Genomic DNA, 25,999 nt, shown 5'->3' on the forward strand with positions numbered 1-25,999 from the left:
AGAATCACCAAGGACCTGGAACGAACGATAGAAAATTCGGCTTCATTCATTTTGATGGCCAACATTCAGATGGTTCTATCGTCAATACAGAGAAATCTTGACTCGAATTTTTAGACACGCTCTAACCTCTCCGATCTGCAGGAGTCTGCCGTAGACTGGCGGAAACTACAGGACGGCCTCGTCGGCACCGATGCCCGCAAAACCAAATACAAACTCCGCGAACACCAGCAAAACGCCTCCGACAAAACTCACAAACACCTTCAAACCCATGACCGCGGCAAACTCATCATGGCATGTGGTACCGGCAAAACCTTCACCTCCCTCCGTATCGCCGAACGGGAAACCAATCACAGCGGACTTGTCCTTTTCCTCGTCCCTTCCATCGCTCTGCTGGGACAAACGCTCCGCGAGTGGGCTGCCCAGGCCATAGAGCCAATCAACGCAGTCTGCATCTGCTCAGATCCCAAGATCACCAAGGATAGCAAAAAAAAGGACGCGGTTACCGCTACGGTCGTCGACCTCGCTTTACCCGCCTCCACCGACGTCAAAAAGATCGTCAAACAACTTCGCGATATCCGCACCGAAACCGATAAAGGAATGTCGGTTGTCTTCTCCACTTACCAATCCATTCAGGTAATCGCCGATGCCCAACGGGAACTCCTAAAGGTCACCGACGGCGATTTCGGAGTCTTTGACCTCATCATCTGCGACGAGGCCCACCGCACCACCGGTGCCAAAGACCTGGAAGCCGAAGCTTCCGCCTTCGTTCGCGTCCACGACAACGATTTTATTCAGGCGAACAAGCGGATCTACATGACCGCCACCCCACGCCTGTATTCTGACGACTCCAAAGCCAAAGCCGCCCAAAACGAAGCCACCGTCTGGTCCATGGACGATGAGACCATCTTCGGCGAAGAAATGTACCGCATCGGCTTCGGCGAAGCCGTCGAACGCAATCTGCTTACTGATTACAAAGTCCTCGTCCTCACCCTCTCCGATCAGGATGTGCCCGAAGTCGTACAACGCGCCATTTCCAACGAAGAGTCCGAAATCTCTTTCGATGATGCCTCCAAGCTAGTCGGTTGCATCAATGCCCTCAGCAAACAACTCATTGGCGACAAGGGCAGCCTCACCAAAACCGATCCCGACCCCATGCGCCGGGCCGTCGCCTTTTGCCAGAACATCAAGGTGTCCAAGCGCATCACCAATAACTTTAACGAGACCACTGAGCTTTATATCGAGGACATGCCCGACCGCCAGCGCGAGAAAATGGCCGGTGTCCACTCCCAACATATCGACGGTAGTATGTCCGCCACCGAGCGCGACGAACTGATGTCCTGGCTCAAAGCCGACCCCGACGACGGTGAATGCCGCGTCCTCACCAACGTACGCTGTCTCTCCGAAGGTGTCGACGTCCCCTCCCTCGATGCCGTCATGTTCCTCACCGCCCGTAACTCCCAGGTGGATGTCGTCCAGTCGGTAGGTCGAGTTATGCGACGGGCGGAAGGAAAAAAATACGGCTATATCATCATTCCCGTCGTCATACCTTCCGACGTAGAACCCGATAAAGCCCTCAACGACAACGCACGCTTCGCCGTCGTCTGGACCGTCCTCAACGCCCTCCGCGCCCACGACGATCGCTTCAACGCCACCGTCAACAAAATTGATCTCAACAAACAAAAACCAGACCAAATCATCATCGGCCGCCCCGACAACGGCGAATCCGGTGACTACGGCGACAATGCCATGGACGCCGCCCGCGACCGCCTCGGCCAGCAACTCGCCATGCAGTTCGAAGCCCTCCAGGAGATGGTCTACGCCAAACTCGTCACCAAAGTAGGTACCCGTACCTACTGGGAAACCTGGGCCAAGGAAATCGCCGAAATCGCCCAGAAACAAACCGCTCGCATCCGTCGGCTCGTGCAGGCCGAGGGCACCCATCGGAAAGCCTTCATCAATTTCCTTGCGGGGCTACGCCAAAACATCAACCCCGCCATCGGTGAGGAACAGGCCATTGAGATGCTGTCTCAGCACATCATCACCAAGCCGGTCTTCGAAGCCCTCTTTGAAGGACACTCTTTCGTCAGTAACAACCCCATCTCCGTATCGATGCAAAAGATGCTCGATGCCCTGGAAGAACAAGCGATCGAAGAAGACTCCGCAAAACTGGATGCTTTCTACGCCTCTGTCCGCAATCGCGCCGCTGGCATCGACAACGCCGAGGGCAAACAGAAGATCATCGTCGAACTCTACGATAAGTTCTTCGCCACCGCCTTCCCCAAGATGGTCGAGCAGCTCGGCATCGTCTACACCCCCACCGAAGTCGTCGACTTCACCATCCGATCCGTCAACGATCTCCTCCAGCAAGAGTTCGGCCTCGGCCTCACCGATGAAAACGTCCACATCCTAGATCCCTTTACTGGTACCGGTACCTTCATCACCCGGCTCCTGCAGTCAGGGCTCATCGAGCAGAAAGACCTCGCTCGCAAATACAAATACGAACTCCACGCCAACGAGATCGTCCTCCTGGCTTACTACATCGCCGCCGTCAACATCGAGTCCACTTACCACGACCTTGCCCCTGGCGAGGATGGCTACGTTCCCTTCGACGGCATCGTCCTCACCGACACCTTCCAGTTGGGGGAGCCGGACGCCGATAGCGCGCTCATAAGCGAGTCTTTTCCTCAAAACTCCGAACGGGTAAAAGCCCAAAAGGGCCAACCCATCCGCGTCATCATGGGCAACCCGCCTTATTCTGTAGGCCAGAAATCAGCCAACGACAACGCCCAGAATCAGAAGTATGAGGTGCTGGATAGCCGCATTGCAAATACTTACGCCTTCCGGGCCAATTCCACTAACCTTAACTCTCTCTACGATAGCTATATCAAAGCCTTCCGTTGGGCTTCCGACCGCCTGGACAAGAACACTCCCGGGATCATCGGCTTCGTTACCAATGGTGCTTGGATCGATGGAGGATCTCAGTCCGGCTTCCGCGAAACGCTGATTGAGGAATTTTCTTCAATTTACGTCTTTAACCTGCGCGGTAACCAGCGTACAAGCGGTGAATTATCCCGCAAAGAAGGCGGTAAGATATTCGGCTCAGGCTCCCGCACCCCCATCACCATCACCTTCCTAGTAAAAGATCCCACTAAAGCTGACCAGCCCGCTACCGTAAACTACCACGACATCGGTGACTACCTAAGCCGCGAAGAAAAACTATCAATCATTGATGACTTTGGCTCCGTAGCTGCTCCCGAAATGAAGTGGACGGTGCTGAAGCCGGATGAGCATGGGGATTGGTTGAATCAACGGAATACAAACTTTGAAGAGTTTATTCCTATAGGTGATAAAGATGATAAGAAAAATAGAAAGACATTTTTTATGCCCATCTATACTAGAGGAGTAGCAACTGCTAGAGACGCTTGGTGCTACAACTCAAGTAAGGATTCTCTGAAAAAAAATGTCAAAAAAACTATTGACTTTTATAACGAACAAAGGAAAAAATATCACGATCAGACTTCCGTGAAGCAAATCAGCCCCAAAGCCTTTGTTTCCTATGATAACAAATCAATAAGTTGGAATAGGGGGTTCCTCAATAACTTAAAGCGAAATCATGAATTCTCTTTTTTAAAAGAGAGACTCTACGTTGGTGTTTATCGGCCTTTTTTCAAGCAAAACTCTTATTTCTCTAAAGATTTGAATGACATGGTTTATCAAGTCCCAAAGAGTTTCCCAAATAATGTAATTAGGAACACTGTACTTGCTTGTTCCGGAGTTGGAGTAACTAAGCGCTTTACATCACTACTTGTTGATACATTACCTGATTTAGAAATAGTAGGAAAATCACAATGCTTCCCCCTCCACTACTACACAGAATCAGCCGCCCAAGCCGGTGAACTCTTCGCCTCCCAAGAAAAAACCAAATACACCCGCCACGACGGCATCACCGACTGGATTCACAAGAAAGCCCAGGCCCAATACGGCACCAACGTAAGCAAAGAAGACATCTTTTACTACGTTTATGGTTTCCTCCACAGTCCGGAATACCGTACCACCTTCGAGAACGACCTGAAGAAAAGCCTGCCCCGCTTACCCCTCGTAGACAGCCGCGAAGACTTTTGGAAATTCAGCAACGTTGGCCGTGAACTCGGCGAGCTACACGTCAACTACGAATCCGTTCCTGCCAACGCCGAGGTGAAGGTAGTAGGGGAGGAGTCGGGCAACTTCCGCGTCCAGAAGATGAAGTTCATCAAGAAAGGGGAGAAGCATACCATCATCTACAACTCTTCCATCAAGCTGGAGAACATTCCTGCCAAAGCGTACGAATACATCGTCAACGGCAAATCCGCCATCGAGTGGATCATGGAGCGGTACCAGGTTAAGACGGATAAGAAGTCTGGGATTAAGAATGATCCTAATGATTGGGCGGAGGAGGTGGGGAATCCGAGGTATATTTTGGATTTGCTGCTTAGTGTGGTGGAGGTTAGTGTGAGGACGGTGGACATTGTTGCAAGCCTCCCTAAAGTTGATTTTGATGAATAATGGTGAAGGGCACACGTCGATTCTTTAAAACATAAAACCCATTACGATGAATGACAACAAAAAAGACCAGGGGCCAAGTACGCTCAAATCAATCCTCTACCTAGTCCTGTTTTTTACTGCTGTAGGCATATTCTTCTCCATGCTCGACGTGGCCAGTAACTTTTTGGATAGTCTCCCATGGTTTCTGTTGATTCCGGTGAATATTCTGATCGTGGTGGTTGTATATCGAGCGTTCAATCGGGGTGATAATTGAGATTTGTCTCATGTTAGCATCTATCATGGCCGACACCACTGCTGCGCCTCAAGGTTTTTCCTCGCTTACGGCCCTAACCCAGTTAAATAGACTTGTTCATGAATCGTTTCCTCTTATCCCTATTACTATTAGCCAGCTGTCTGAGCATCGTCGTCGCTCAGGTGAACCCAAATTATCATTCGGTACGAGGGTACACCCGAAAGGACGGCACACGGGTTCAAGGGTATAAGCGGACAAATCCGAATAGCACCGTCAACGATAACTACTCAACCAGAGGGAACATAAACCCTTGGACTGGTCAGGCAGGAACGGTACCCAGAGATGATGGTAGGGTAACAGCACCCACAAACTATTATAGTACCACTACGACCCGGAGTTATTCTTACGATGATCGACAAAGGGCTAGCAAAGCCTCTGATCGAAAAATCACCTATTCAGACGGAACGGAGCACTTTACCATAACCTACAACAAACTCACTTCTTGGGATCGCGAGAAAACGTATTACGCTTACGGTGGTCAAAGCCAGGGGTTAGTTAGTGGCAAGGGTTATGTCTCTGGTTTACTACTGGATGGGAAATATGCGATGCGTTACAATAATGGCAGGACACTCGTAGAATCAAATTTCCAAAAAGGCTTGCTGCATGGTCAAAGGATTGGATACGATCAGGGTGGAAAGCTTGTACTAAAGGAGAAATACTACGAAGGGGAACTTATCGAGCAGTCAGATTTCGAAGGGAATACCGAAACAACTTATTTCTGGAAAGTTGGACAAATTGATAACCCTAAAATTGAGGTCAGGGAATATGGAAAGATCCAAATGGAAATAGAAACCCGTTTTGGGAAAGAGATCGTCTCGTATTATGACGATGGGAGCCAGTACCCGACCCGTAAAGTTTCCTTTGAGGACGGTCAGGCTAATGGGGCGTTTGAATGGTATTATCCTGGCACAAAGAAAATAATGAAAACGGGGAGTTATGCGGATAATGAGTTAGACGGTGAAGTGGTCGAATTCAATGAACAAGGTGACCGGGAAACCCTGTTTACCTACTCCAAAGGGGTGAAAAATGGAGAGTTCGTCCTGTATGAGAAGGGGAACCCCTTTGAAAAAGGGCGTTATGAAAACGGGGCCCAGGTAGGATCGTCAACCGTCTATAATAGCGATGGGTCCATAAAAGCGGAGTTGGATTACATAACACCTGAGGTAGCCAGTTACAAACTCTACGAGGACGGCAAGCTTACTGAAGAAGGGCAGTTCATCAACCAAAATAAACACGGGGAGGTGAAACTGTATGATGGCGAAAATTTGATCAGGAAAGTGTCTTACCAAAACGGAAAGATGACTGGCCAGGCTATAATCTACCAAGAGCCTGGATACATCAAAGCTGCTTATATAGATGGTAAGGAAGACGGCCGTTGGACGCTTTACCGAACCTCAGATAACAACAATGAAGGCTACCCCATTGCTTATTCCACCTATCGAAGGGGTGTTCTTGATGGTCCTTTTTGGACCTTGAAGGGAGATACAGTGAGGGTAGGTTTTAATAGCGAAGGTCTAAGACACGGCCGATTTACGGCCTATTTATCTGCAAGTTCCTTAGTCGCGGGCATTCACTCGTCGATAGTTGACGGTCCGCCAAAAATGAAAATAGAAGAAGGGGAGTACGTTAGAGGCAAACGAGAAGGACAGTGGAAGTTTTACAGTCTTGGCAACATGCTATTGAAGGAAGCTTTCTATAGAGAGGGAGAGCTACATGGAAAGGTCATTGATTATTACCCCAATTGGGCAGACGACAATGGGGATAAACTCCCGTATGCCGGGGAACTACGGCAAATCTCCACTTACGATCATGGAGAAAAAACCGGACCGGCTACTACTTTTTCATTCCTGGATAAAGTGCCGGAGCCCTGCAAAGAAGAAGGCTCTGATGATTGCTTCTCTTATCGCTGGGTAAAAGACCGTTGTGAGTTTGGTTACAGAAACGGTGAGTACCACGGTCCCATGACCATCGTCGCTGAAAATGGAGATACGATCAGAAAAGCAACGTTTTCAAACGGTCAGCTACAAGGCTCTCATTATTCTTTGACTGAGAACGCCGCGATCTGGAGTAATTTCCTGAACGGAAAAGAACACGGGAGATTTAAAATTATCGATTACGATGCTAACACAGTAAGCTCTGGATTGATGCAGTTCGGCGAAGCGGTTGGAATCTGGGAAACCCGTTTGGCTGTAGAGGGCAAAGACAACTTACTCTCAACAACCAGATTCAGCGACACTGGAAAGCTTGAAACGGGATATGATTTCTCTGAGGGGTTCAAAAAATACGAAGCTCAATATCTTGATGGCCATCTGAAGAGCATCACGCAATTCGATAGGAGGGAAAAGATTACTGCTACTTATAGTTTTCAGGTGGAAGATTCTACCGTTGTCGTCTTCACTCACCTTTTTGGCGAGGAAGAGGTAGTTTACACTAAAAGAGTTAATGAGGTCGTAAAGCTCATGATGATACCTGATTACTTCATTGATAATTGGGCGGAAAGTCCAGTGAATTTGGCCGGTATCTTGCACGGGCAGCAGCGCTTCAGGGATACTCGGGGCAAGGTCATGTATGAACGCACTTACAACTCCGGCAGATTAGATGGAACAGCACTTGAAGTTTCTGGCAGTGAAGAAGAGCTTATCCGCAAGGCTGTATATGATAATGGTGTACTTGTTGGAGAGAACTTCTTTGATGTCAAGACCAAAAAGTTAGCAAAAGGCAAATTCCTAATTAAAGACGAAAACGGCCTCTTTCAAAAGGTCAGACTTAAGGATGGGGTGAGACAATAACTAATTACGCTGAGTTACTATATTCCTGATTTTGAAAGGCAAGCTGTAGGACTAATATTTTTTCATCCCCCAAAAAAACACCAATGACCTACCCCTACCAACAACTACTCCAAAAACTAACCGCCTGGCTCTCCGCCTACGAAAACCGCCAGCAGGAACTCATCGAACTCATCGCCGAGCTGACCCCCGCCAACAGCCTCCACGATAAGCTAGCTCCGGATGCAGACTGGTCCCCCATGACGGAAATGGGTCCTTTTACGTTCCTGACCTACTTTTTGCGCTACGGAGACCGAAAGAATGTAGCTTATCTGAATGCACTTGCCCAGCGAATCAAGCTCGACGTCCCACCCATCGATCACCTCTACGGCGTCCCGACGCCCAACAACCAGTCCAGCTGGTTCTTCGGCTATGCCTTCCGCCGTAAACCAGAAGACATCCCCCTTTTATGGACGTTCTTCAATGCCGCCCGAACCGAAAGCATCACCGATGATCTCTACCAGCAGGTGCAGGGCATCTGGGGAATGGGCTACACCAAAATCACCGAAGGCCTCTTCCGGATGTTACCGGATCAGTTCTTCCCCGTTAACGGACCAACCAAACAGTTCCTCGCCGACCACGAACTACCGCACCAGATCGATAGCTGGGAAAACTATCAGGACATCCTCGAAGCAGTACGTGATAAATTCCCCAACCAGTCCTTTGCTGAAGTCAGTCGTAGCGCCTGGGTGAACCGTCAAAAAGAAACATCTGCACCCGATGAACAGGCAAGCCCCGCAATGCTCGTCTGTAAAACCGGTAGTAGCACCGACTGGGAATGGTGGCCGGCTTTCCAAAAGCAGGGCATCGCCGCAGTCAGCTACCGCGAGATGCAGGTCGGTGACTTGAGCCGCTTCGCCAATGCAACAGAAATCCGGAACCTACAAGATCAAATCGAGGGATACCAGAAAGGATGGGTAGAAATCCTCTGGAACTTCGCTACCGCTCCGGAAGGTGCCATCGTCTTCGCAGGCAAAGGCCGCGACCTCATCGTCGGAGTCGGCCAACTAACCGGCCCCTACCGATTCAGCCCTGATGATCCAAGCGGCCTCCTCCATCAGCGCGACGTAGAATGGTTCGGCGAGGTCAACTACACCTACACCGGGAAAGGACACTTGATGCGTTTGAACAGCTTCGGCACCTTGCGCAAATACCCCCTCGTTCTCGAACACATCGCGCAGAACTATCCGGAAATCCACCAACGACTCCTGGAGGCCGGCGTACCTGCGACTGATTTCGGCGACGCGTCCAGCGTCCGCATAACTACGGAGCAATGGGCCGAACTCCTGCAAAACGCTACGGTCTTCCAGCCCAAAGACCTGGAAATGATCAGCGCCCTCTACCATTCGCCCAACCACGAAAACCGGGCCGATTGGATAGATGCAATCATGAAAGGAGTCGAACCCTCAGCTGGTAAGGCGATCCGCGTCAATTCCCGTAGCGCTAACTTGGCCAAGCGCATCATCGCCCATCTCGACATTGATGAAACACAGCTCGACAAACGATGGGAAGACGATACCACCCAGTACTGGGCCATCCTCTATACCATCACCCCCGCCAATGGCCGCTATCCGTATCGCCTCCGCCCCGAATTAGCCGCTGCGTTTGCCGATTTTGAAACAACCACAATTGAACCCGTAACATTGGGAAGCCACCGCCATACCCTCAACCAAATACTCTACGGCCCGCCCGGGACCGGCAAAACGTACGCCACCGTCACCCGTGCGGTCGCTATCGTGGAAGGAAAGCAGCTTTCTACCGTAGCTGCCGAAAACCGAACCGCTGTTCAGGATCGCTTTCGCCAATACCAACAGCAGGGGCGAATCCGCTTCACCACCTTTCACCAAAGCCTTAGCTACGAAGATTTCGTTGAAGGGCTTAAGCCTGTGTTGGAGGGCGAAGGCGAAGACGCTGGCAACCTGAGCTATGAGGTCGTCCCCGGTATTTTTCGGGAAGTTGTTACCAATGCTGCGTTTGAATACACCAAGCAGCAATACGCGAACGAACAGGCATCGCCTAACTTCGCAACGGTCTGGAATGCTTACCTCAACCAGGTGGAAGAAGAAATAGGGGAGGGGAGAGTTGTTTCCATCCAAACGAAAGGTGGGCACGGTGCCGAAATTACTGGCGTTACCAGCCAGCGCAATCTTTTGGTAAAGCACGTCAGTGGTGATCGTACTTATACGGTCTCCGCCGACCGCCAGTCCCGCCTCAGCGAGGCCATCACCGACCTGCACGATATCGGAAATATCTATACCGACTTTAGAAAGGTCATTGGCGGAAGCAATGCTTCTTTGCAGTGGGCTGTCCTCAATGCTGTTCGCGAGTTTGGGGAAACGATCAAAGGCTCCGATAGCGTGAAACGCCGGGAGAACCTCGATGTGCAGGGCCGCCGCCTAGCCGTCCGCGCTCTCAAACCCGAAGACTTCCGCTGGCCGTCCGCCTTGCCCTACGTACTCATCATCGATGAGATCAATCGGGGCAACGTAGCCGCTATCCTTGGCGAACTTATCACCCTCCTGGAACCGAGCAAACGACTTGGAGAGGCGGAAGCACTTTCGCTCACCCTTCCTTACAGCCGCCATCGGTTTGGCGTTCCCCCGAATCTCCACCTCATCGGCACCATGAACACTGCAGACCGCAGCGTTGAAACCCTTGATGCCGCCCTCCGGCGCCGCTTCAGCTTCCTTTCCGTTCCGCCCAATACCGAAGTACTTCACCAGGTGCTCAAAGAAGACGTCACCATCGATGTAGATGACCTCTCCGTTAATCTCGCGGAATTACTCGACCTCCTTAACGCCCGCATCACAGCCCTGCGGGACGCTGATCATGCCCTCGGCCACAGTTATTTTCTCAACGTTCGCGGCTGGAGAACCCTGCGCGATGTCTTTTGTGACCGTCTGATTCCCCTGCTCCGCGAATATTTCTTTGGTAACCCCGGCCAGCTTCAGCTCATCCTCGGCCGTGGATTCTGCCAACAGGGCAGGGCAGGCACGGTCGCCTTCGCACCAACGGACGCCAATAACGACGTCAGCGGAACAAACTATACACCCTACGTTTTCCCCCGGCCCGTTGATGCTGCGGCCTTGGCGCAGTGTCTACGTCAACTCGGCCTCGCATGAGTACCCGTCACCTAACCGTTTCCGAACACCAGCGGCTTCAGATCGGCCCCGATGCTGCCAACCTGCAGGAGAAAGAATGGCGAGCCTTATCCGCTTTCCATGCCGCTGGCAACCATCACTACTTCGACCTCATCCATCGCGGAATCAAACTCAAGAGCTACGTCGGGGTACTCCGCGTCGGCCAACTTACCCTGGAGGTACTTCCCAAGCTCGACCCCAATGAAGAGGATACACCCTGGCGACGGCGCTTACTCGATATGCTTTGGGCAACCTCCACCCTTGCTCCTCATCCCTCCTCTGCGCACCTGCGTACGCGCCCCAAAAATGTACTGCACTATCACCTTTCCTTATTTGCTGACTATACCGAAACCCTGCTCCGGCGCGGCCTCGTCAAACAGTATCGCACCCGTGAAGGTAACCGGACGGCCCTGAGAGGACGCTTGCTGCCCGTACAGCAATTGCAACAAAACCTCGTTCACCGCGAACGCTTTTATGTGCGTGATCGGGTCTATGATGTAGATACGCCGCACAACCGCCTGTTGCGTCAGGCACTTGTGGTGGCCGTACGTTTGACAAATGACCCCGCCCTACGCGGCCGCTTGACCGAACTCCTCCTGTGGTTTCCTGATTTGCCAACAATACAAGCGATCCCCGCCACTTTCGACCGCCTGGCTTTTGATCGCCAAACCGACCCCTACCGTGAACCGCTGGAAATTGCCCGGCTCATCTTACTGAACCTACATCCCGATCTCGAACGTGGCGGCCAGGAAGTACTCGCCCTGCTTTTCAATATGAATCAACTCTGGGAACGTTTCCTTGAAGCCAGCCTTCGTCAGCACCTTGGCGGTTACCGCGTTATCAGTCAGCACCACGAGCACTACTGGCGCAACGAAGACAAGCTCCCCGCCATCCTGAAACCTGACTTGCTCATCGAAAAAGACGGCCAACCCGTCGCCATCCTCGACGCAAAATGGAAGCGCCAAATCGCTAATCGACCCGCTTCTTCTGATCTACAACAACTATATACCTACGCCCATCATTTTACCGTTCCCCGCGTAGCCCTCCTTTACCCACAGCTTATTGGGGCGCGGCCGCAGGTGCAGGGCCGGTTTTTAGGGAGCAAAGTAGAAGCAACCCTCCTTCGCATCCCCCTGCAGAACCAAAATATTCAAGCCTGGATGAAAGCCATCGCCAGCCAGGTGGAGGTTTGGATAACGGCCCTTGCTGAGCCTATTTAACATTAGCCTCCAAATACATAATATGCTCCAAGACATCTCCTACGATCAGGACCTGCTCCTCCTCCCGCACTACCAGAATTACCCCCAGATGCTCCCCCTAATTGGTTCCCATTACAGGCGCATGAACAAACAGGTCCTCGTGATCGGTGAAAGCCATTATTTGCGGAAAGAAAGTGAAGGAAAGAGAGAGCCGGTTTCCTGGTACGATGGCACTGCCACCACCAAGCTCGACCAAGAAGATCGAAACTGGATCCACACCCGTGGCACCGCCGGCTCAGGTATAGACCAAAAATATGGGAGCAAAGCCTTCAGCATCTACCGCAACGTCGAGTACGCAATCAAGGAATTATTGGAAGGCGAAGACCTCCCAACCAACAACTACCTGCGTTACACGGCCTATTACAATTACTTTCTACGCCCGGCTAAAACTGGCTTAAGCCTTGACTTGACCGCAGAAGACAAAACCCAAGCCTACAACCACCTCGTTGCCCTCGTCGGTATCCTGCAGCCAACCCACTTAGCTTTCGTCAGTAAGCTGGCTTACCGTGCATTCTGGGATTTCCACCAAGAAAGCGAGCTGTTCTTTATTCACGATGTTTTCGGTACAGCGCACCCCGGCTGCCGATGGTGGAACTCCATCCACAAGCACGACTTCTGGGGCGAAAAAGAACGAATGACTAGCCGGGACTGGTTCCTGAAGCGGGTAGGGAAGTTATTCGTGAACTAGTGCTCCGTCAGGTCGATTACGCCGCAGCTATCGTGACAATAATTGCCTGATGGGGCACCAGTGCCAAGTCAAAGCTATGAAAGGGATTAGACTTAATCTCTGCCACCAAGGTTAATCCACAACCTCCTTCTCCTTGCAAATCAAGTAGAATTACGTCCCTTTGTTCAGATTCGTTCTTCTATCGTTTTGATCAACCACTCCACAACATCCAATACTTCCCCTGCTACAGAACCAACTGCTGAAAGCTTCATGTAATTGCGCAGTGTACTCTTCGTATCGACCCCCGGCTGCGCGCCGGGAATCACTGCTGCTATTCGCTGTGCATATTCAATGCCTAGATGGCCATCAACGCCAATCCTCTGGAGTTGCTTCTCCGTTGGCATGAGGTAGAAAGCACCGTATTTATTTACTACAAATAGAGAGATCAGTATCGATCCACCGTTCGGGTCGGGGTACTTAGCTACAAAACTACTACTCCCCCAGTCAATGAAATGGCCGGCATCCTGTGCCAAAGCCAAAATGTTCTTCGCATAAGCGACCTGCTGGGCGTCAGTATATGCGAGTAGATCTTCGAAAAAAGCTGCTTCGCTAATCGTCGTTCGTAAAGCGGTATCCGAAACTTCCGGAGTGGGGACATGAGCAGATACCGACACGGCAGAATCAGCACCAGAGGTGTTCACGTGTACTACAGCCCGTACAACTTCCCGAGTCCGGGTCACTACCCGAGGAACAATCAAAAGGTCTTCCGTGTCCGGCATTCCGTATAGCTGAAGTTCAACCAATCCCAGGCCAAAGCGTAATTGCGGAGCCACCTGAATGTACTCTGCCATATCCTCAACGCTTTCATGAATCCCATCACCAACAATCAATAACAGCATCTCACCGCGCCGCAGGCCCCTGTCAACCGCATTAATCATATGTGCCTCATTATCAATGTGCATCATTTCTCTGGCGGCTAGTTCCAGGATGCCTGCACCCGGCCTGCCTGAAGTGCCGTTGGCCGCACGTACGGCGGCATCCAATTTAGCAAACGTCCAGCGGCTCAAATCTTTAGCGTAGTCAATAATCTGCCCTACGACTTCTCGCCTTGCCTGCGGATTCCGAAACAACTTGGTTTCCACCAGCGTCAGGTGTCCGGTAGGAGAGAGGTAAAGATTATCAATGCGCCCACTGGCCACCGACATCTCCCGGCAAAGGGATATCGATTCCCTAAAAGAAGCGTCCAGTTCATCTAGCGGAAGTAAATCCGGAAACTTATGCAGTTTGTCCTGAAGCCAGCCCTCGCTGATCAATTTGTCATTCAGCTGAACACGCTTTAATCGGGTCGATTTTTCAGAACTGGTGAGGTAGGGGTGGCCGAGTTGTCTTTCGCCTTTCATTTGAGTGAGTTGGTCCTAATGAGAAATTAAAGTGTAAGGTACAAGTTCAATAGGTACAGAATGCAGCCTGGTACTCAACTTCCTAAAGAGCCGACAACCATGCCAAGAAGTAGAGTTGATAGCTTTCAATCTCCTTACAAGTTAGCGATGATGAGACCAGCTGAGGTGTCAACTGCTGTCACCCCGGTCCAGGATCCCCCAACTCACCAGGTTCCGGTGCCATCACTTCTTCGCACTCATCACAAGTCAACTTAAGGCCAGGCTTCCCCCACACATTATGTTTGGCACAGGAATACTTAATCCGCCGCTTCTTACGGGCGATAAGCTCAACCTTACTAGGTGTATGACCTCCGCCAAAAGTATTGTCTCCGTCAACCTCTGGCCCGGGAAGTGGAATCATTCCGTCCGCAATCATCATCAGTACCGACGACGCCCAATTGATCTTCCGATCATCTAAAAAGCGTTCAGCCCAAAGTACGTATTTACCCTCCGGAACAATGTAATGCGTCATCCGCTGGCCAGTTCGCTTGCCTCCCCGCTGTCCGGTATCCGTCGGCGCTAAACCAATAGCATCCATCTTGTTAGCCCATTCTTTATTGTGGTAACCACCCCGACTAGGCTTACCAAATTTATGCTGCCAAAGGTGTACCATCTCATGCGCCAGAGTAGACAAAACATCCACCGGAGGTCGCCGCATGGTGTGCGGATTAAGGGCTATCTCATCCGCTACTACGGGTTGTCCGTGCTCGTCAATGTTCTGGAACCGATCGGGAGCATAGTGACCATGGTAGTTTCTTCCCCTCCTCAAAATGATCATGCAATTAGGGAGTGCTCCGTCGAAAAGAGTCAAGTTCAAAGACTCATAAGCCTCCTGAAGGACGCTGTAAATCTCAGTGGTTGGAGTTGTCTCTTGGACGGGTATTTGCGGAGTAAGGTTGGGAGGCATAATCCAAAAATATAAAATTGTATCGTATGATACAATTTTAACGACGCATTTCATATCAGGTATGCTTACCATAACTGCAATGCCAACACATCACTACAAAACTCACGTTTCCATTACAAGACTATTCGCCTGATGAGTTACCTGGCAAAAAGGCTAAGCTGCTCCTCCCCATCAACAACCATAACCGCAGACTCTCCGAACTTACTAACCTCCCCCGTAACCGCAATAACCTTTCCCTCAAACTCCGCCTTCGGATCCCCGGGGAAGTTAACGAGGTTCTCCTTCCGAATCATCACCGAAAAAATCTGATTAGGGTACTGCTTATCCAGATTAAACCAAAGATGCCCAGCCTGGCTGTACCGACTACTGACGACCTTACCGACCACCGTAATCTTCTTGCCTTTGCCCATGTAAAGCTTCGCTTGCACCGTATTAAAATGCATCCGGGGTAACGAAGGAGCATAAATCGGGTCGACGTCGCCGGCGGCCACCGCCGGTATCCAGAACTTGGTATCAGCCTCCTGCTCCATTATCTCCTGCCCCTCGACCAGGTTAAAGAAGTCCAGCCCCGTCACCTCCTCCACGTCATCAACCGGCACGGCGTAATGCTCGATGGGGTAGGGGAGCTTCACGTTTGGCATCAGGAAAGCGATCGCTTTGCCCGCCTCCAGGTCCAGCACAACCTTATAGTACTGCTCCGGAATCGACACCTTATTCGCACCCCGCTCGATCACCGACAAGCCCTCCTGCAGCACCCCACCAGTAACCACTACCAACTGACGACCGTTCCTGTCCACATGACCTCGCAAAAGACCCTCCAGTTTAGCCCAACCTTCCCGGTTAAAATCGCCCACCTGAGGCGACATATTAGAGTAAAAGTAACTCTCCGATGTCGCCGTCTCCGACCACCGGAAATCCGCCGACGGTGCCAGGTGGCCACGGTCATAACCAAAGCCATCATATATATAAGTACTGTCGGCTTTACTCCCCCTTTGGGGGCTGGGGGGCTGCAGGTATTTCAGAAAGTAGTCCGCTTCCACTGCAGAGCCGGTAGCAACCAAAGGGTCTTCCCTAAAGTCATTCGTCCGCGCTCCCCGCCCGTCCGTTACCTCCGGACGAATAATGTGCGCCACCCATCGCGCCTGCTCATATTCCTCCGCATACGACAGTACCATAGCCGAATGCCATACTTGTTCGCCAGCGGGCAGACCGACGCTTCGCAAATCCGCCTGAATCTGCTCAAACTTCAGCGACTCAATTTCGGTGTCCAGCAGATCCAACTGCTGGAGGATCAAGCGTCGCTGATTTTCCTTACTGGCTAACTGAGTATCAATCGTCTGGCCACTCGCTACAAAGGAGCTGAGAATCAAAACAAGGAGTAATCTGAATTTTATCGCCATTGGTAAACTTTTCTTCATCAACGCTTCTGACCATTCCCTGTTTCCCTCGTAACGTTAAGTTTTTGGGCGCGGCCGCAGGATGCAAGGCAAGTTGGACGAGCAGGGTAGGGTACCCCAAAGCACGGAATCGGAACACCACGCACAATCCGTCACTTCCGCCCGTCCAGCCTCCGCTCCCCCTCCTGGGGGTCGGGGGGCTCCGGCTGGCCGCCCGAAAGTGCCGAACCGTGCTTGCTGGGTGATCCAATCTAAAACCCCGCTCTTCGATCCAAAAGCGGCTTGCCCCACTTTGCCCGCCGGTTTTGCTCCCCCTTTGGGGGCTGGGGGGCTTCTCCCGCGTCACGGCGGACGCCAGGTGCGGCCACTACTCCGCTAAGGCGGGCGCGGCCACCCCTGTCGTCCACCGCACCGCTTACATTGCTCGTTGCTGACAGCCTAGTCTCTAAACTGCTAGCAAAACCGGCAGCTAAAGAGAGGCAGACCACCATAAAAGCGCCATCGATAATCAGGATGTACAGCAATCAATGTCCGGCGCTGAAGGCGAAGCCCTTTCCTACTTAAACCTGATAACTGGTCTCCTCCGGATGCCCGCGCCGTCGTCCTTAACCGTTGGTCAGGCCAACCGCACTGCCGTGTCTATCACTTTGAACAGAGCTCTTCGAAAAAAGCGGCATGCCACACTTGTCGGGGCGGCTCCCTTCATCGCTGACTTTTGTCTCTACCATCCGCGGCATGGTTTTTCGCGCGTCCGCCGGGGGCTGCGCACTCCCCGGCGGACGCGCAAAAAAACCGGGCCGCTTCACCTCCTCCCGATCTCGAAACCTCGTCTCCAACTTCCAAACAAAGCCGCCCCGCCAACAGTGGCAGAGCAAACAGGCCGATGCCCACCCACCACCCTATGACCGCCTCCGGCAGTCTGGCGAGATAGTCTATCTTCTTATCGAGGCTTCAGGAAATGACGAAGGGGCGGCCGTATGGCTGCCCCTTCGAGGTCTTTGGATGAAACACTATGCTATCAGTGTGTTTCAGCTTCGCAATCGTTCACATTATGGCAGCCATAGTCCGAACACTTGCATTAACATAAGTCCATAATAACGAGGACTTACCCACATCGTGTAATTAATCAGTCAAACACTAACCGGTAGGATAAATATGCGCCAATAGAACTAAATGCATTGTAATTTCCACTAAATCCGGGATTCAAGTAGGCTATGCCTACGCTCCCACGGACTGATAATCCAAAATTTCGATAATGGTATGTTACTTGACTGGTACCGTTTAGTATACTTGTATTAAAGTTACCAACTTCCAACTGAAAGTTATCCGCTTCTTTGTACTCATTACTCAATAACGTTACGCTGGGACCTAGACTAAAGGTTAGTGCATCATTATAGATGTAGCTAATGTATAGCCAGGGGCGAAATACTTTAAATCCAGATTCACGATATGCTATGATGCCTTGTTCCTCAATGTCGAAGGCAAAAGCAGCGTACTGTAGATCAAGTCCTAAACTAACTTTATCCATGATTGTCTGCTCCCCAGAGATTGAAATCGCAGTGGACCTGTCTGCAAAAGGAGCTTGCAGAATTACGTAGGCATCCGAACGGGGGCTGGGTTCATCAATGATCAGCCATTCCTGTCCTACCCTTGCGGAGAGCTCAAACTGTGCGAAGAGGATAGGAGGGAAACTGATGGCGAGTATCAGAACTAGGACAATGTTGAGCGGTTGAGTTGTTGTCATAAGAGTATCTTCCAGTTTTCGATGATGGCACCATTTGCGTCTTGATAGACTATTACATAGATACCTTTAGTTGGTTTCTTACCAAGCGTGTTCATGACTGCATTCATAGATACAGCGGTTCCAGTGTAAAGAATGCGGCCCATAAGATCAACTACACGCAAATGTGTTGCTTCCGGAGGAACCTCATTAAGGTTCATGGCTGACGGACTATTAGTCGCTGGACTTACCTTGTCAGAATGGTAGATTCCCTTAGCGCTAACCCTACAAGGATCGTCTCCACAATCATTAACCGTGAAAGTATGTGTATCAGTGAATTCACTACCAAGAGCGGGCGCGTACACTTGGATAGTGAACTGTCTTGGGTATGAATTGTAGGTAGGTATCCCCGTTATTCTTATAAAACTAGCATAGGTACTTCCATTACCTGATGGTACTCCTTGTATGTCCCATTCTGGGGGGAAATTCCACCTGTAGCTTACGCCCGGGAGGGGATCGGTAACGTTTAAGGTAAGTAGTCCACTGAAACCAGCGCACGCCGAGTTTGGACCTGTGATATTGTATTCGCACTGAGTACGTACAAAGCAATTTACCGTCCAGGCTTCCAGTACTGAGCGGTACTGCGGTGAACAGAGGCCATAAACATTCGCTACACTAATAATAGTGGCGTCCACGAAATCTTGCACGTCAGATGACCCATTCAGCATACTTACAGCATCAAGTACGACGGGTAACAGGTCTGCCTGTGGAAAGGTCACTATTCCGTTAGCGTCTGTGGCTACTTGAAAATACCAATTTCTTAATGGTCCTCCTCTTGGATATCGTCCTAATGTCTGAGAGTTTGTCCAACAGCTCTCAGTAGGGTTGGCTAAGTCTCGGGCAACACCAGCCAAGGTGGGTTCATCATCAATCATTATCCAATCTTCGACGTCTACTACGGCTTCTCCGAAGCAACCCGTCATATCGGAAAAGGCCTCGTGAATTGTCTGGGTTTCAAGCCCGTTATCATTGTATGAAAAGAATCGATTTAGGTAGCTATGGCCTAATTCATGCGCTGCTACGTCATACATCGCCGAATTTGCTCCGCCAATTATACCAAAAGCAATGGTAGCTTCGTTTGGCCGAGTGTCTTCAGTATCTATTGAACTAGCATTACCCCAAGCAGGGTCAGCTGCGACTCTAACGTTAGTAAAAGTTATACCGATATTTTGGAATACCGGTATGATTTGTTGTGCTACGAAGTGAGACGCATATAGAAGTTCGGTATCGGCATCAACATTGGGCCAACCCATAGCAGCCGCAGCCATTTCGGCAATATTATTAACGGTATAGTCCGTGTCTACTGGACGATTGGGTACGGTAAGCCGGCCCCGAAAATCGTGGGTGGTAATCAAACCATCAGCGGTTCGTAGTAGCCTCATGTTGCCTTCTACTGAATCGTCTAGATTTTGTACGCCGTATCTTCCTGTGTCTCCGTTGACGTGGGCATCAAGCTCGATTCGCTTAACTTCTTCACCCGTCAGAGCATTGAACCAACCTTTGTAATGGTGAGCGTTCCCAGAGAATAAGTATACATCGGATAGGATCGCTTTACCGGAAGCCTCCGCGATAATGTAAGACTGTTTAAGGTAAACCACGTCGGAACGGTTCTTAACCTGTAGCGTCGCCGGTACTTTTCTTGATTTTTGAGCCTTGGACTCTATGAGTTTCTGGGGTACGTTGTAGATATGGGGGAAGAACGATATCGGCTGAAAGCAGTCTATTGGCCCAGGACCAGTAGGAACGCTCTGGTGATCAGGCTTGGCATCCTCGTCTATGCCGGTAATCGCATAGCCAGCGTTTTCTAATGGGACGGAGCCGATGTATTGCTGGTAGCGGTAGGTCACAAGTCCTTTTCTTGCCTTACTGTACTCCTTACTGATCAGCTTGAAGCTAATGTCCCCCTTGTCGAAGTATAAACCTAACATTAGGTTTATGTCACTAAGTCCGCTTAAAGCCGAAGGGTGGAAGATGAAGGCCCCTCCGGGGAGTTCGGTCTGCACGAAATTTCGGACGAATTCGGTATACTCCTGTACGTCTTGCGCCTGATTATAGGTAATTGTGCCATGCTGGGCGCTGGTTGGGCCTGTATATAAGCACGCAATAGTTAGGATGAACAAGGTGAGTTTGGAGCGTATGTACAATAAACTACAAATCCTTATAAAAGGATTTTTCATAATAAGGGTTTTAGGAAGGTGATTAATTCTAATACAAATATAAGGAAGGCAGAGCAACTATACTAGCCTCGGGCACATGAGATATCAGGTTTAACAGTGTTCTATTATAACGCAGTCTAGTTGGAGCTACTGATTTTAAAGATTAAGTTCTCATAACATTCCTTTCTAATCGATTTGCAGTTGAACACTATTACTAATAGTGTTTCAACAAGGAAGGTTATTTGCCTCAAAATGCTCGACTAGTAGGACTGATCGTCGACTTTTACCTGCAAAATTTGAAACACTACTGACACATACTGTTTCACTACTTATTTCAATCAAATTTTCATGCTGCGATCGTTGGAGCAGGGCAGGAAAGAGCACCTTTTGGGCGCGGCCGCAGGTGCAAGCTAAATTAAGAGAGCAGTGGAGGTCAGACCAAGTCCCTTTCAGAACGTCAGAGCGGAGAACCTCTACTGACATCGATGAAGGCACCCTTCACAGGGCGCAGGGCCCGGGCGTGCCGGCAGCCACGCCCCCTTCACCACCTCCAGTCAAAAAACCGCGCAAAAAAGCCCTTCTTTCAGTGCTGGCTTTTTTGCGCGGTTTTTCTCCCTCCGGTGGCTCGTGGTCGCGGCCGCCGTCCCTACCCGGGCATCGCAGCCCCTTGTCTTGGGCACCATGCTAGTCCGCCCCGGGAAAACCTTGTCCTGGACTAAAGTACAGTCCCTTCGCAGCCAACAACGGGGCGACCATTATTATGCGCGGATTTTTCTCTTTGCTCGGCTGCCCGTGGCCCCGGCGGCGCGCGCAGCGTGCCCTGTATCCGGGCTTTGGGGTCTTGGGTGCCAGGTCCGGGCTTTGGGGTGCTTCAGCGCGTCGGCGTCTGGGAGTTTTGCTTTCTAGGTTACTCAACCCGGTGCCCTGCGCAACAGCCGAGGGGCATTAGTGCCGGGACTTAGTGCATTGCGTTACCGTCACCAGTCGGGTACGCTGCTTAATAGTATGACCGCCAGAAGCCGAAGCCGGGAAGCCATGCCCGCAAAAGTGCAAGGCTCCTAACCCCCTGACAGCCAGCAAATTATATGAAATAAATTGTGGTTTTTGTATGTAAAAACCAACTAATTTTAGTATCTTTAAGTAGGTTAAGGGGCTGACATACAGTCGTTTACACCGCGATTTGACTTAATAGATAACCGCCTCGGGTAGCCAGTTCAAACAATGGCTGCCCGGGCACTTACTCCACACAAATGCTTTTAAATACGCTACTCGCGCGGGCCACCGGTCTGCCTCGGTTCGAGTTTTGGCGCGACCTTGCGCCCCGCCGCTTCTTCATCCAGTGCCTGCTGACCGACGTCATCCGCGCTACCGAGACCCTCCCCATTAGTAAGGCCGACGGCACCTTCGCCGTCCTCTCTACTGCTCCGCACGGTCTCCCGGAAACCCTCCCAGAGGGTTGGTCAGAAATAGGCCGCAAAGGTGACCACTTTGCCATCTTCCGTGCTCCAGCTGGTACCTCCTCCCGCGGAGTCACCGAAGCTCTCGCCCTCGAGCTCATCCCCCTTTTCTACCCATCCGAGACCTACGAGCAAAAGCTTTTCAACTGGCTCGAAAAGGAGCTCGGCCCCGACCAGGACGAGGAAGGAACATTCCCCGAAGGGTCAGGGCCAGACGCACCCGGCCCCTGTCCTCTTCGACCGGTTCGCTGCCTCGATATCCCCTCACCGGCCAATTTCCTCAACCCCAAAAGTGAGCAAGAACAAGACCTCGACTACCTCTACGGTAACGGCCGCATCCCGCCCGGACACCTTCGCTACCGCCAAACACTAGAAGCCAGACTCGACCCGTCTTTTGGCCCCCCAGAGACCTCTGATTCCGATATCCAGATAGCCGAAGAATCAAATTTTCCTTGCTAAATCCTGCTCATCATGAACCTGTTTCTGCACCTGCGGCCCCGCCCGCCAAACGATTTTGTATAGGCGCCTCACGGTTCCAATCCAACGAACCAAAATCTAACGAACCAACATACCAATCAACCAGTACCATGTCAACCAATTACTCCCCACTATCCGACCCGGCATCCTTTGCCAAAGCACTCCCCGAGCGTGTCACTTACCTCGAAGGCCTTCCCCGCAATTACCGCTTCAACGCAAAGGAAGGCACCCTCAACTACGAGAAGGAAAAAGAAATCACCTCCAACGGCTCCACCTTCTGCATCCTGCCTTTAGCCTTGCGCGTGTTCACCGCGCCGCTCTTCAAAGGCCCCGATCGCAAGTGGCTCGAGATCTTCTTCCTCAACAAGAGCGGCCACGTCTGCGGCGTCCTCTTCCACTCCTCCAGCGTCGACCGCTTCTACGATGCCGCCGGCAAGCGTATGGTTTACGATGGCGTCAGTCCCATCACCTCCCTGATTACCGTCCGCCCCTTACCCCGCAAGCATCCCGAGCACGGCCCGTATTACGTCGCCGATTTCAGTTTCGAGGAACTGCCTAAGGATGCCATAGCCAAAGCCGAGGACATCCGCGAAGCACTACCGCCCATCTACCGCGACGATACCGTCACCCACCCCGAAACCATCCTGCTTCAAGATGGCTATCAAGCCCCAGACTACGAAGCTCAATCTGTAGAGATCGTTCCCAATGTCGCAGCTTAACGAACTCCACCAGCGCCCCTTCTCCCGGTCCAGCACCGGGAGAAGCACGGAACCGGTGGCCCAGTACCCCCGCGCACCGTTCCCCAAAGTTGCCGCGCTCCTGATCGACCCCGACACCCGCACCATCCGCACCGTCTACCTCCGCGCCACAGCCTCCGGACTTAAATCCATCTTCGGCGATCGCCGCGTCACATTCATCGAAAAATATGGCTTCCGCGCCTACGGCACGAGCCAGTATTACAACAACATTACCGATCGCGCCCGCCTCCCCATGGCCCGCCTGGCTGTCGAAGGAAAAACCCTCATCACCGGCCTCCAGTTTACCGAAATCAAATATGACCTGGCCCAGCAGCTGATCAAGGAAACCACTTTTCACCGCTGCACCGCCCACGGGCTGTACTGATTTTCTCCCCTCTCCCGTGGAGAGGGTAAATACTCATCCAGCATTATCTCAAAATAATTTTGCGTGTCAGTAGGTGTTTTTTCGCAGGGTAGGGGAGCCTATGTCAGAAGGTTGCACCGCCGTAGGCAGCAGCGCAGCTAAAAAGGCTCCTCTCCCTGCTTTTCATTGCTCCCCCTTTGGGGGTTGGGGGGCACCCACCGCACCCGCGCCCGCGCCCTTATTTTTTCACTTCTCAATACCAATTTTATGCCTTCCAAAACCAAACGCGCACCCCGCGTAAAGCCCGACCTATATCAGGTCATCACCGATAAAGTCATCGAGCTCCTTGAAGCCGGAACTGTTCCCTGGCAAAGACCTTGGAACCAGTACGGCCTCGCTCGCAACTACGCCACCGGCCATGTTTACACCGGCATCAACGCCTTCCTCCTCAACTTCTTCCCGAGTTTCGACGTGCCGTTTTACCTCACCTATAAGCAAGCCCAGGCCCTTGGTGGCCAGGTCCGTAAGGGAGCCAAAGCCGAAACCGTCTACTTTTTCAAGACCCTATATAAGGATGCCGACGGCAAGAGCTTAAAGCCCGACCAAATCGCCAAACTTGGAGACGGCGACAAGTTCGTCAAGGCCATCCCCATGCCCCGCACCTTCCACCTGTTCAATATCGCTGATATCGAGGGCATCGAGTTCAATATACCGGAGATCAGCGATAATCCCAACGCCCCCATCGAGGCTTGCGACAATTTTGTACTCGGCCTACAGGACGTACCAGAGGTAAATCATAAAGACCTAAACCACGCCTATTACGCCCCCGTCGCCGATCAAATCAACATGCCGCCCTTGCCCCGTTTCAGTTGCTCACCCGCCTACTACAAAACCCTCTTCCACGAGATCACCCACAGCACCGGCCACCCCTCCCGCCTCAGTCGCCCCGGCATCACGCTACCAAAGGAGCAGCGCGTCCCCGGCTCCGAGCCCCACGCCCACGAAGAACTCATCGCCGAGCTCGGCGCCGTCTACCTCTGTCAGCACGCTGGCATCCTGAATGCTCCCCCTTTGGGGGTTGGGGGGCTAGAGAACGCCGCAGCTTACATCGACTCCTATTTGGGCTGCCTCAAAAACGACAAGCGCTTCCTCTTCCAGGCTTCCAGCCAGGCGCAGAAGGCAGTTAACTTTTTGTTGGAGGCGCCGACGTAGGCGAAGAGGCTTAAAGGTCAAAATGCAGATGTTGAACAACAATTAGTGGCTTTTTTTGGATAAAAACGTATCTTGTGGTAAGTGATTAGCCTTGCGATCTCTACCAGCTTGCCCACCAGTAAAATTCACCCATCAAATAACTCCAAATTAAAAACCATGGAAGACAACGATGAAACAGGAATGGCCATCTTTGATGGAAAGAAAATTCGCCAAACCTGGCACAATGAAGAATGGTGGTTCTCCATAGCTGATGTAGTAGGGTTGCTTAGCGAAAGCCGGGACGTCAAGCAGTACATCAAAAAAATGCGTCAACGGGACCAAGAGCTTAGTGCCAAGTGGGGTACAATTTGTACCCCACTTCCCATGATCGCCGCCGATGGGAAAAAGCGGAAAATAACAGCCTCAAACTTAGAGGGAGTCTTCCGCATCATCCAATCCATCAGCTCACCCAAAGCAGAACCCTTCAAGCAGTGGCTCGCTGCAACCGCAAAACAGCGGATCGAGGAAATGGAGGACCCCGAACTCGTCATCGAGCGAATGCGCGAAGACTACCGCAAACTAGGCTATGAAGAGGACTGGATCAACAAACGCCTACAATCCATTGACATTCGAAAGCTCCTCACCGAAGAGTGGCAAAAACGAGGTGTCAATCCAGGCAAAGAATACAGTATCCTCACCGCCGAAATCAGTCGCGGCACCTTCGGTGTTACTCCCAGCGACCACAAACAGCACAAAGGCCTAAAACGTGAGAATCTTCGTGACCACATGACAAACTTGGAACTCATCTTCACAATGCTTGGAGAGGAAGATACTCGCCACGAAGCCATAACCCGCGACGCACAGGGCTTCCGCGAAAACCATGATGCGGCAAAAGAGGGAGGCGAGGCCGCAGGCATGGCCAGAGAAGCCTTCGAACTGCGTAGCGGTCGTAAAGTCCTTTCTTCCGAAAACCGGAAAGACCAGATCAAGGCAGCAAAGGCTAAAGCGAGACTGGAGGCTAAAAAGAAGTAGCTTGACATTTAGTGCTGCTACGAAGAGAACCTCGGCCCACCCGCCAAGCTTGACGCCCTCTATATCTGCTCCCCCTTTGGGGGCTGGGGGGCTAGAGAATGCCGCCGCTTACATCGACTCGTACCTGGGCTACCTCAAGGGAGACAAGCGCTTCCTCTTCCAGGCTTCCAGCCAAGCACAGAAGGCGGTTAACTTTTTGTTGGAGGCTCCTACGTAGTTGCTAGAGAGGGTAGGGCGTTCTCAAGGCAAAATGTGTATACTTCCTATTAGCGCTTCGGCGATTTTCACCATTAAAACGCAGAGCGTTTTCTTTTGGATAGCCCCTCTCCGCTGAGCC

Annotated in this window: 16 protein-coding genes; 10 read left to right on the forward strand and 6 right to left on the reverse strand. The window is 51.5% G+C overall.

Going from position 1 to position 25,999, the window contains the following annotated elements:
* Nucleotides 1-135: 135 nt before the first annotated feature.
* Nucleotides 136-4,542 (forward strand): DEAD/DEAH box helicase, encoded by a 4,407-nt coding sequence (locus FUA23_RS10880; RefSeq protein WP_246144167.1) that lies wholly within the window; start codon nucleotides 136-138, stop codon nucleotides 4,540-4,542.
* Between the two features lie 100 nt (nucleotides 4,543-4,642).
* Here FUA23_RS10880 and FUA23_RS22580 read toward each other — a convergent pair whose 3' ends face one another.
* Nucleotides 4,643-4,807 (reverse strand): hypothetical protein, encoded by a 165-nt coding sequence (locus FUA23_RS22580; protein WP_222707024.1) that lies wholly within the window; start codon nucleotides 4,805-4,807, stop codon nucleotides 4,643-4,645.
* An 86-nt stretch (nucleotides 4,808-4,893) separates the two neighbouring features.
* Between FUA23_RS22580 and FUA23_RS10885 the strand changes: the two genes are divergently transcribed.
* The 4 genes from FUA23_RS10885 to FUA23_RS10900 all read left to right on the forward strand — a co-directional run bounded on the left by FUA23_RS10885 (nucleotide 4,894) and on the right by FUA23_RS10900 (nucleotide 12,746).
* On the forward strand, nucleotides 4,894-7,623 hold the full coding sequence (locus tag FUA23_RS10885; protein WP_187270973.1) for a toxin-antitoxin system YwqK family antitoxin: 2,730 nt from the start codon (nucleotides 4,894-4,896) through the stop codon (nucleotides 7,621-7,623).
* Between the two features lie 83 nt (nucleotides 7,624-7,706).
* Nucleotides 7,707-10,781: an AAA family ATPase gene (locus FUA23_RS10890; protein ID WP_147930774.1), complete on the forward strand. Its 3,075-nt coding sequence runs from the start codon at nucleotides 7,707-7,709 to the stop codon at nucleotides 10,779-10,781.
* Nucleotides 10,778-12,019 (forward strand): McrC family protein, encoded by a 1,242-nt coding sequence (locus tag FUA23_RS10895; RefSeq protein WP_147930775.1) that lies wholly within the window; start codon nucleotides 10,778-10,780, stop codon nucleotides 12,017-12,019. Before FUA23_RS10890 ends, FUA23_RS10895 begins: the two co-directional genes overlap by 4 nt.
* Before the next feature lie 22 nt (nucleotides 12,020-12,041).
* A complete protein-coding gene (locus FUA23_RS10900) occupies nucleotides 12,042-12,746 on the forward strand; it encodes a hypothetical protein (protein WP_147930776.1) in 705 nt (234 codons plus the stop codon).
* 164 nt (nucleotides 12,747-12,910) lie between these two features.
* Here the strand turns inward: FUA23_RS10900 and FUA23_RS10905 are convergent, their stop codons facing one another.
* From FUA23_RS10905 to FUA23_RS10925, 5 genes are all read right to left on the reverse strand, one after another.
* Nucleotides 12,911-14,125: a hypothetical protein gene (locus FUA23_RS10905; RefSeq protein WP_147930777.1), complete on the reverse strand. Its 1,215-nt coding sequence runs from the start codon at nucleotides 14,123-14,125 to the stop codon at nucleotides 12,911-12,913.
* 178 nt (nucleotides 14,126-14,303) lie between these two features.
* A complete protein-coding gene (locus FUA23_RS10910; protein WP_147930778.1) occupies nucleotides 14,304-15,071 on the reverse strand; it encodes a SprT-like domain-containing protein in 768 nt (255 codons plus the stop codon).
* A 137-nt stretch (nucleotides 15,072-15,208) separates the two neighbouring features.
* Complete coding sequence (locus FUA23_RS10915; RefSeq protein WP_187270974.1) at nucleotides 15,209-16,471, reverse strand: DNA/RNA non-specific endonuclease; 1,263 nt, start codon at nucleotides 16,469-16,471, stop codon at nucleotides 15,209-15,211.
* Between the two features lie 1,123 nt (nucleotides 16,472-17,594).
* Nucleotides 17,595-18,212, reverse strand: coding sequence for a hypothetical protein (locus FUA23_RS10920; protein WP_147930780.1), 618 nt, complete (start codon nucleotides 18,210-18,212; stop codon nucleotides 17,595-17,597).
* Complete coding sequence (locus tag FUA23_RS10925) at nucleotides 18,209-20,425, reverse strand: hypothetical protein (protein ID WP_147930781.1); 2,217 nt, start codon at nucleotides 20,423-20,425, stop codon at nucleotides 18,209-18,211. Before FUA23_RS10925 ends, FUA23_RS10920 begins: the two co-directional genes overlap by 4 nt.
* 1,229 nt (nucleotides 20,426-21,654) lie before the next feature.
* Here FUA23_RS10925 and FUA23_RS10930 point away from each other — a divergent pair.
* From FUA23_RS10930 to FUA23_RS10950, 5 genes are all read left to right on the forward strand, one after another.
* Nucleotides 21,655-22,320, forward strand: a complete 666-nt coding sequence (locus FUA23_RS10930) for a hypothetical protein (protein ID WP_147930782.1) — start codon at nucleotides 21,655-21,657, stop codon at nucleotides 22,318-22,320.
* 128 nt (nucleotides 22,321-22,448) lie between these two features.
* Nucleotides 22,449-23,057 (forward strand): hypothetical protein, encoded by a 609-nt coding sequence (locus FUA23_RS10935; protein WP_147930783.1) that lies wholly within the window; start codon nucleotides 22,449-22,451, stop codon nucleotides 23,055-23,057.
* Nucleotides 23,044-23,460 (forward strand): hypothetical protein, encoded by a 417-nt coding sequence (locus FUA23_RS10940; RefSeq protein WP_147930784.1) that lies wholly within the window; start codon nucleotides 23,044-23,046, stop codon nucleotides 23,458-23,460. The genes FUA23_RS10935 and FUA23_RS10940 overlap by 14 nt, the downstream gene beginning before the upstream one ends.
* A gap of 246 nt (nucleotides 23,461-23,706) precedes the next feature.
* A complete protein-coding gene (locus FUA23_RS10945; protein ID WP_147930785.1) occupies nucleotides 23,707-24,651 on the forward strand; it encodes an ArdC family protein in 945 nt (314 codons plus the stop codon).
* 156 nt (nucleotides 24,652-24,807) lie between these two features.
* On the forward strand, nucleotides 24,808-25,662 hold the full coding sequence (locus FUA23_RS10950; RefSeq protein WP_147930786.1) for a BRO-N domain-containing protein: 855 nt from the start codon (nucleotides 24,808-24,810) through the stop codon (nucleotides 25,660-25,662).
* The last annotated feature ends 337 nt before the right edge of the window (nucleotides 25,663-25,999 follow it).

Source organism: Neolewinella aurantiaca (assembly GCF_008014675.1).
In the GTDB taxonomy this organism is placed as follows: Bacteria; Bacteroidota; Bacteroidia; order Chitinophagales; family Saprospiraceae; genus Neolewinella; species Neolewinella aurantiaca.

Excerpts from the sequence above, each read along its gene's own strand:
- FUA23_RS22580 (WP_222707024.1), bottom strand. The coding sequence starts at position 4,807 with ATGAGACAAATCTCAATTATCACCCCGATTGAACGCTCGATATACAAC.
- FUA23_RS10885 (WP_187270973.1), top strand. The coding sequence starts at position 4,894 with ATGAATCGTTTCCTCTTATCCCTATTACTATTAGCCAGCTGTCTGAGC.
- FUA23_RS10890 (WP_147930774.1), top strand. The coding sequence starts at position 7,707 with ATGACCTACCCCTACCAACAACTACTCCAAAAACTAACCGCCTGGCTC.
- FUA23_RS10895 (WP_147930775.1), top strand. The coding sequence starts at position 10,778 with ATGAGTACCCGTCACCTAACCGTTTCCGAACACCAGCGGCTTCAGATC.
- FUA23_RS10900 (WP_147930776.1), top strand. The coding sequence starts at position 12,042 with ATGCTCCAAGACATCTCCTACGATCAGGACCTGCTCCTCCTCCCGCAC.
- FUA23_RS10905 (WP_147930777.1), bottom strand. The coding sequence starts at position 14,125 with ATGAAAGGCGAAAGACAACTCGGCCACCCCTACCTCACCAGTTCTGAA.
- FUA23_RS10910 (WP_147930778.1), bottom strand. The coding sequence starts at position 15,071 with ATGCCTCCCAACCTTACTCCGCAAATACCCGTCCAAGAGACAACTCCA.
- FUA23_RS10915 (WP_187270974.1), bottom strand. The coding sequence starts at position 16,471 with ATGGCGATAAAATTCAGATTACTCCTTGTTTTGATTCTCAGCTCCTTT.
- FUA23_RS10920 (WP_147930780.1), bottom strand. The coding sequence starts at position 18,212 with ATGACAACAACTCAACCGCTCAACATTGTCCTAGTTCTGATACTCGCC.
- FUA23_RS10925 (WP_147930781.1), bottom strand. The coding sequence starts at position 20,425 with ATGAAAAATCCTTTTATAAGGATTTGTAGTTTATTGTACATACGCTCC.
- FUA23_RS10930 (WP_147930782.1), top strand. The coding sequence starts at position 21,655 with ATGCTTTTAAATACGCTACTCGCGCGGGCCACCGGTCTGCCTCGGTTC.
- FUA23_RS10935 (WP_147930783.1), top strand. The coding sequence starts at position 22,449 with ATGTCAACCAATTACTCCCCACTATCCGACCCGGCATCCTTTGCCAAA.
- FUA23_RS10940 (WP_147930784.1), top strand. The coding sequence starts at position 23,044 with ATGTCGCAGCTTAACGAACTCCACCAGCGCCCCTTCTCCCGGTCCAGC.
- FUA23_RS10945 (WP_147930785.1), top strand. The coding sequence starts at position 23,707 with ATGCCTTCCAAAACCAAACGCGCACCCCGCGTAAAGCCCGACCTATAT.
- FUA23_RS10950 (WP_147930786.1), top strand. The coding sequence starts at position 24,808 with ATGGAAGACAACGATGAAACAGGAATGGCCATCTTTGATGGAAAGAAA.